We start from the raw sequence: 5,942 nt of genomic DNA, 5'->3' as shown, positions 1-5,942 counted from the left end.
GACCCGCGCGGCCCGCGGCTCGATCGACACCACATCCGGCCCGTCCCCGGAACGCAGCCACGTCAGAAACCCGCCGACCCCCGCCAGCGTCACCGCGTCCCAGGCCAAGCCGAACACCGCCAGATAGCTCCACCACAGCGCGAGYGCCCGCGCATACGAGYGCACCGTGTTCGGCGAGGAGCCCTGCGCCCGCAGATACTCCAGGAACTCCTCCGCCGGCCCGACCACCCGGTAGTCCGGTCCGAGCACCRTCCAGCTCGTCGCACCGTCCGGCAGCACGAGCCGCTGCGTCCGGCACGRCWCCACAACGTCCGTCACGTCTCGTAACGTATCGACTACAGATTCGCAGTCCGTGACCGACACGCCGGACCGATTCCCGACCCGTCAACCTCCGTCACGGACGGCCTTACGGCGACGCCTGATTACCCCGGTCGACTCCATCCCAACCCGGGTCACCCCCAGGCTGGTCAGCCAGTCCCGCAGCGCCAGCAGCTCCCGGGTCGTCGCCCCGAACGTGTGCAGCCGCACCTGGACCGGCCCACCCGGCACCTCGGCGCTCCGCACACAGGCCACGATCTCGTCCTTGTGCACGTCCAGGCCAGCACATCGCGTGACCTGCGCTTCCATCAGCGACCTCCTCCAGGCCGTCCCGACAGGACAGGGCGGCCACCCGGAGGGGATCTGATGATCAAAGAGTCTAGAGGTCGCGCTCGAAGCGGCAGTCCCACGTGCCTGCAAATCCCCGCGTCACACTAATGGACGGGCTTGACCTTCGGCACCAAGGAGGCCCGACGTCGTCCGGGTGGCCACAGGCATTTTCCGTYGCCCCATGTGGCCGGCGGACGCCGGCCTGAATCACTAATGGCGGACAAGCATAGGCTGATCAGGGTGGAGCTGTCCTCGTTCTGCCCGCGCTACCACCGTGCCGTCGAGACCATCGGGCGGCGCTGGACCGGGGCCATCGTGCGCGCGATGCTGGCCGGCGCAACCCGGTTCTCCGAGATCACGACGGCGGTGCCCAACCTGTCCGACCGGCTCTGTTCCGTACGGCTGAGGGAACTCGAAGCCGAAGGGATGGTCAGACGCACCGTCGTCCCGGACACGCCCGCGCGGACCGAGTACCACCTGACCGCGAAGGGAGCGGACCTCGCGGACACGGTCGCGGCCCTCTCCCTCTGGGCCGAGACCTGGCTCCCCGACCCGTCCTGCTGACCCATCCTGCTGGCCCGGGGTTGCCCGGCACCCCAGCGGATCAGGCCCGCACGGGTCCGGTCAGCGCACCAGCCCGGCCTGCTGGGACGCCCTGGTCGGCTTCGCGCCCAGCTGGCCGGAAATCCGCTCGGGCRCCACCCACCGAACCTGCGTCGTGGCGCTCTCCCGCACCGCGAGGCTGCGGTCCTCGACGTGGAAGAGATAGGTCATGTCGTAGTGCACGTGCTCGGGTTCACCGAGGATCGGCGCGGCGTCGACGATTCTGACCTCCACGTCGAACGGGAGGATCCCGCCCGGGATCACCGCGTCGGCCTCGACACCGGCCCGGCGCGCAGCGAGCCCGAGCGCGGCGCCGAGCAGCGAGGAGCCGTCGGCATCGACATGACCGCCGGGCATCCGCCAGACCGCGGTGGACGGCTCCAGGATCTCCAGCACCCGCCAGTCCGGGGACACGATCGCGGCTCGGCACGTGACATGGGCCGGCATCGTGCTACGGGCTGTGATGGATGGCCCGTGCAGAGCCAGCACGACCAAGGACCGCATGAGGTCCACTTCGTCCGGATTTGCCTCGATGTAGCCCAGGGCCACACCGATCACCGCGTTGTTGGTGACCGCCACGCTTAAGGAACGTACAGGCATCGGGCGCCGATCACGACCCACTGAGACGGGACACACCGAAACTCGTATCGCACCAGCATACTCACTTACAGTGATAAAAAAGGTAACAGAACGGACCGAATCGGAATTCCGGCAGCAAGGAAGGGAGCTCCGCCTACGAGGGGATCCACCGTCGRCCGCGGAACGGCGGAAGCTGGAAGCAGTGGYACCAACACCCCGTGTAATCGTCACCCCCATGCGGCCCATCCCCCTCTTGTGACTACGGAAGGTAATTGTTGGTACCGACGCGCCGCTCGACCGCCCCGACGCGCGACCCCGGCCCCCGACCCAATGTGAAACTCAGGTGTGCTCCCCCGGGTGGTGACGCGCCGACGCATCCCCACGCGGGCCACCCCCACTCACGCGGGCCACCCCCACTCACGCGGGCCACCCCCACGCGGGCAATGACGCCGAGCCGACACCGCCACGCGGCGTGCACCGTCCGCGACTAAGGTCGACGGCATGGATCCGAAAGATCCGGGAATCAGACACCTGGACAGATCCACAGTGATGATCTACCGTCCGCCCGCGGGACCCCCGTTCCGCCGGTCGGACCGAGCGGGAGGACCAGCCGTGCGGGAGAACCTCACCCTCGACGAACCACGCCGAGGGATCCGGTCCGGCCGAACCATGACGCTGCTTCCGGGGCTGGTCCTCGCGGGAATGGTCGCGCTGACCGCCGGTTGCGGGGGGTCCGACGACATCAGCGTGCCGCCCTCCGTCAGCACACCGACCCTGCCGACGTCGCTGCCCACCGCGCTGCCGAGCGGGCTGCCCACCGCGCTGCCGACCTCGCTGCCGGGGGTGGGAAGGATCGACGCCGTCAGCGGCGCGGATGCCCTGCGTGGCACGAATGTCCCCCCCGATTTCCCGGTGCCGCCCGGGGCCACCGTGAAGGTCGGTACGACCACCGGGAAGACGTCGACGGTGACGCTGGGCGGGGTGTCCAGCGACCGGGTGGCCACCTTCTACCGGCAGACCCTGCCTGGCGCCGGTTACAAGATCACAACGGATGTGGGGATTCCGGGGGTCGCCAGAGCCATCCAGTTCAACGGGCACGGCGTCAACGGGAGTATCGGGGCCGCGGGGATCGGCAATACCGACGGCGTCGCCGTGGTGTTCACCAAGCGGTAGTCCCCCCGGGGAATCACGGCCGGGCTCACCCGGGCACGACCGGCCGTTGCGGAAAATCAAGCTGCGAGCGATCGAGCTGTGGAAGATCGAAATGCCGACGGATCTCCGCCTGCACCTCGCGCGGCGGGTGCCGGGCGTCCACGACGGCCACGAACTCCTTACGCTGGAAGATCTCCATGACCGGTCGGGTCTTCTCGTGGTACTCCCGCAGGCGGACGGCAAGTGCCTGCGGGTTGTCGTCGGCCCGGGTCAGCAGCGGCGCTCCGCACACGTCGCAGGTGTCCGGCACCTGCGGCCTACTGGCGATCAGGTTGTAGTCCAGGCCGCACCGTGAGCAGAACCGGCGGGCGAGCACCCGCCGATAGACCTCGTCGTCGGGGAGGTCGAGGTAGATGACCCCGTCGATGTCGTAGCTCTCCAGGAAGAATTCGGCCTGCCGGGCGTTGCGCGGGAACCCGTCGATGATGAACCCGTAGTTCCAGTCGTGCTCGGCCAGCCGGGAGCGCACCACCGACTCGACGAGGTCGTCCCCGACCAGGTGACCGGCCGCCACGATGCGTTTGACCTGGGCACCGAGTTTGGTGTGGTTCTGCACGTTCCAGCGGAAGACGTCGCCGACGCTGATGTGGACCAGGTCGAAGTCCCGGGCCATCATCGTCGCCTGGGTTCCCTTGCCGCTGCCCTGCACGCCCATGATGACGAACTTGCGCACGCCGACTCCCGATCGTTCCTCCGCCCCGGAGGCCGGCCGACGCGCGRCCGCCTCGGTGGCCCGCCCCCAGCTGTCCCACCGGCCTCTCCGTCGCGACGTTATCCGCCATGGAGATCACTAGGGGTTTCCGCGGCCCAGCGGTGGCGGGTACGTCATGACACCCGCACGGCCGACCGGCGGGCTATCCGTGGCCCAACCCGGACCGATGCACGCCGACAATGCCGTAAAGAGCAGGATGTCAGGATGTATGGGGATCGGGGGAGCGCGGAACGGGCCGCGGCTGCGATCCCGGATTCTAGGAGGGAACGCGGGTGTCAAGGGGACTGCGTCAGACGCTCGGCGCCGGCCTGGCCGCCACCGTGYTGGCGGTGGGGCTCACGGCGTGCGGTTCCGGGGACAGGGCACCGGCTCCACCCGCGGAGATCGTCCTCAATCGGGGGCAGGACTCGTCGATCCCCTTCCGCACCGAGGCCGACGGCGAGGTGCTCCTGGACGTCACCACCACCGCCCCGGGGGTCTCCTGGGGCTCCCCGGGCGGCGAGTCCGCGGTGCTGTCGCTCTACGTCGACACCGCCTACGCCACCGATCTCGTGATCCCCACGTCCTTCCCGATCAAGCGCAGCCTCGCGCTGGGTCACCTGGCCGCCGGCAAGCACACCCTGCGGACGCTGTTCGCCGCGGACCGGTCGCCCCGCAACGCCGCCACGGCGCGCCTGACCGATCTGACCTTCCGCACCGTCACGCCGCAGGACAACGGCTACCAGGCACTGGCGCACGCCCCGGTGATCTACGGCCGGACGGYGCCGGCCGCCGCCGCGGACCCGATGGCCGGCGGGCCGTTCCAGAACGCCGTCACCGACACCCCACTGCTCGCCTTCCACTCCGAGGCGCCAACCGCGATCGCCGGTCATCGCCTGCTGACCTACTCGATGGTGTGGAGCAACGAGGACGAGGGCACCCCGACCCCGGCCCTGATGGCGTTCTGGGGGCGGACCACCGACATCGAGTGGACCTACCAGGTAGAGATCGACGCCACCGGCAACGCCATCCCCGGCAGCGCCGTGATCCAGGGGCCGGAGCACACGTCGCAGCCGTTCACCGGCCGGTACGAGAGCACGCACCCGCTGCTCGGGACCTGCACGCGCAGCAACAGCATGTGCCAGAACACCGACGGCCCGATGCGGTTCGCCCTGTCAGCCGCGGACACCCTCGACCCGAACGCCGAGGCCCCTGAGCGGGAGATGGACCGCAACCCGTGGACCTACTGGGTGATGTCCCAGGAGGTCGCCCGGGAGGGCAAGGTCGCCGACGCCCCGGTCCCGGACCCGCGCACCCGGATCAGCGACCCGCGTAACTACCTGTACCTGATCGTCCGGAAGAACACGGTCGGCACGCCGAACACCGCCGACGCCTGGGTCGGGCTGTCGGTCGGGATGCGGCTCGCCGGCAACCCCGAGACCTACCGGTCGAACAAGACCTACCCTGCCTGGTCCATCGAACGGGACGCGCCGGCCGCCACGGCCGTCGAACTCCCACCCGGGACGGTCGCGGAGGACATCGCGTCCATCCAGGCGACCCGGGTCGTCGGTGCGTGTGCCGACACCGGTGCGCGCATCCAGGTCGACTCGATCGAGCGGGCGTTCCTGCTGGGTCCGGACGGCCTGCCCCAGCAGTCGTTCCTGTTCACGCCGACGAAGGTGACCCTGACCGCCGCCGCGCCGACCGCGACCCTGTTCCGCCGTTCGCAGGGCGGCTCCTGATCCCGTCCGGGGTTCCCTGATTCCGCGGTGGCCCCTCACCCACGTGTGGTGGACCCCGAGGTGTGCACCGGTCCCGGGCTCCGACCGTGCGCCCCGGTGCGATCGGGAGCCCCGGCTGGCGCCGGGCGGACGGCGGCCGTCGGTATGCTGTCGAGCGTCCGCACATCCCGACCGACGGGCAACTGGGCGATGCTGTCGACGATGGCGGTCGGCCGGTAGGGGAACCGGTCGACGTCGGTGATGGACGTGATGCCCGACAGCACCAGCACGGTGTCCATTCCGGCCTCCAGGCCGGCGACGACGTCGGTGTCCATCCGGTCGCCGATCACCACGGTGGTCTCGCTGTGCGCGGACAGCGTGTTCAGCGCACTGCGCATCATCAACGGGTTCGGCTTGCCGACAAAGTAGGGTGTGACGCCGGTCGCCCGGGTGATCATCGCCGCGACCGCCCCGGTGGCGGGCAGGAG

Annotated in this window: 8 protein-coding genes; 3 read left to right on the top strand and 5 right to left on the bottom strand. The window is 69.8% G+C overall.

The genetic code is table 11. From position 1 onward, the window contains the following. A partial coding sequence (locus KBI5_RS03315; RefSeq protein WP_198537485.1) for a site-specific integrase occupies positions 1 to 318 on the bottom strand: 318 nt, incomplete at its 3' end. Positions 319 to 384: 66 nt separating this feature from the next. Beyond that, the gene (locus KBI5_RS03310; RefSeq protein ID WP_241882639.1) at positions 385 to 627 is read right to left on the bottom strand and encodes a hypothetical protein; all 243 of its coding nucleotides are present in this window, start codon (positions 625 to 627) and stop codon (positions 385 to 387) included. Positions 628 to 861: 234 nt separating this feature from the next. Between KBI5_RS03310 and KBI5_RS03305 the strand changes: the two genes are divergently transcribed. Continuing rightward, positions 862 to 1,212 (top strand): helix-turn-helix domain-containing protein, encoded by a 351-nt coding sequence (locus tag KBI5_RS03305; protein WP_085014280.1) that lies wholly within the window; start codon positions 862 to 864, stop codon positions 1,210 to 1,212. Positions 1,213 to 1,272: 60 nt separating this feature from the next. Here KBI5_RS03305 and KBI5_RS03300 read toward each other — a convergent pair whose 3' ends face one another. Then, positions 1,273 to 1,830 carry an NUDIX hydrolase gene (locus KBI5_RS03300; protein WP_241882637.1) on the bottom strand — a complete coding sequence of 186 codons (558 nt, stop codon included), beginning with the start codon at positions 1,828 to 1,830 and terminating at the stop codon, positions 1,273 to 1,275. Positions 1,831 to 2,442: 612 nt separating this feature from the next. On the opposite strand from KBI5_RS03300, the gene KBI5_RS03295 reads away from it, so the two are divergent. After that, the gene (locus KBI5_RS03295; RefSeq protein WP_023840091.1) at positions 2,443 to 3,003 is read left to right on the top strand and encodes a hypothetical protein; all 561 of its coding nucleotides are present in this window, start codon (positions 2,443 to 2,445) and stop codon (positions 3,001 to 3,003) included. Between the two features lie 25 nt (positions 3,004 to 3,028). On the opposite strand, the gene KBI5_RS03290 is transcribed toward KBI5_RS03295, so the two are convergent. After that, on the bottom strand, positions 3,029 to 3,715 hold the full coding sequence (locus KBI5_RS03290) for a nucleoside monophosphate kinase (RefSeq protein WP_011438261.1): 687 nt from the start codon (positions 3,713 to 3,715) through the stop codon (positions 3,029 to 3,031). Between the two features lie 311 nt (positions 3,716 to 4,026). On the opposite strand from KBI5_RS03290, the gene KBI5_RS03285 reads away from it, so the two are divergent. Then, positions 4,027 to 5,475, top strand: a complete 1,449-nt coding sequence (locus KBI5_RS03285; protein WP_085014278.1) for a hypothetical protein — start codon at positions 4,027 to 4,029, stop codon at positions 5,473 to 5,475. A gap of 35 nt (positions 5,476 to 5,510) precedes the next feature. Here the strand turns inward: KBI5_RS03285 and KBI5_RS03280 are convergent. Next, positions 5,511 to 5,942: HAD hydrolase-like protein (locus KBI5_RS03280; RefSeq protein WP_157902423.1), on the bottom strand; the 432-nt coding region annotated here is incomplete at its 5' end.

The sequence above is a fragment of the Frankia sp. KB5 genome (assembly GCF_002099325.1).
In the GTDB taxonomy this organism is placed as follows: Bacteria; Actinomycetota; Actinomycetes; order Frankiales; family Frankiaceae; genus Frankia; species Frankia casuarinae.
This window is presented reverse-complemented; position numbering and strand designations above follow the sequence as displayed.

Excerpts from the sequence above, each read along its gene's own strand:
- KBI5_RS03310 (WP_241882639.1), bottom strand. The coding sequence starts at position 627 with ATGGAAGCGCAGGTCACGCGATGTGCTGGCCTGGACGTGCACAAGGAC.
- KBI5_RS03305 (WP_085014280.1), top strand. The coding sequence starts at position 862 with ATGGCGGACAAGCATAGGCTGATCAGGGTGGAGCTGTCCTCGTTCTGC.